This window comes from Aquabacterium sp. UBA2148, assembly GCF_002328915.1.
In the GTDB taxonomy this organism is placed as follows: Bacteria; Pseudomonadota; Gammaproteobacteria; order Burkholderiales; family Burkholderiaceae_C; genus Aquabacterium; species Aquabacterium parvum.
In genome coordinates this window covers 16,082-16,831 of record NZ_DCXA01000175.1, presented here as the reverse complement: position 1 = coordinate 16,831, position 750 = coordinate 16,082, and the positions used below count along the sequence as shown (strand labels likewise).

General features: G+C 70.1%; 1 protein-coding gene. It reads right to left on the bottom strand.

Annotation, left to right across the window (positions count from 1 at the left end; all coding sequences use genetic code 11):
* The coding region (locus B2W70_RS09830) for an MFS transporter (protein WP_286745267.1) at positions 1 to 750 on the bottom strand (750 nt) is incomplete at both ends.

The window sequence follows — 750 nt, the reverse complement described above, 5'->3', positions numbered from 1 at the left end:
AGCGGCGCCCGCCTGGGTCGGGAAGGCCGCGACCACGCCGGTCTGGCCGCAAGGCTGGTGGATGCCATGCGCGAAGGCGTAGAGCCACAGGCCGGGCAGCAAGGCGCCCGGGTGCACCGGGTGCGCCTCGGCCAGGGCGCTGGCCTGCCAGGCCGACACCAGGGCCATCCAAAGCCCGCCGCTCAGCGAACACCAGCCCGCCAGCCGCACGGTGCCCAGCAGGCCGTGGCGAGGCAGCCAGCGCCGACAAAACAGCGTGCCCACCAGGTAAGACAGCGAGAGCGTGGCCATGGTGGCGCCAAATGCCGTGCGGCCGACGTGCATCAGCTCAATGAAAACGAAAGGCGAAAGCGCCAGGTAGACGTACAGGCCACCGTAGGTGCTCGATGTCAACAGCGCGTGCGCACGGAACGTGGGGTGGCGCGAGATGCCGATCCATTGCTGAAGCATCGAGCCCCAATCCAGTCGCTGCTGGCGACGCTCTTCGGGCAAGGTCTCGGGCAGCTGTCGCCACACGAAGGCCCAGATCAAACCCCCGAACACGATCAGCAGGGCCATGGTGGCTCGCCAGCCCCCGTGCGTCGCTGCCAGGCCGCCCAGCACCGGCCCGAACAAGGCCAGGATGCCCAAGCCCGTCATGCCCCGGGCCATGGCGCGGGCACCGGCTTCTGGCGCATAGAGGTCTCGCACCATCGCGCGGCCGCACACCACCGCGGCCGACAGGCTTGCGCCCTGCGCGATGCGCGCCAG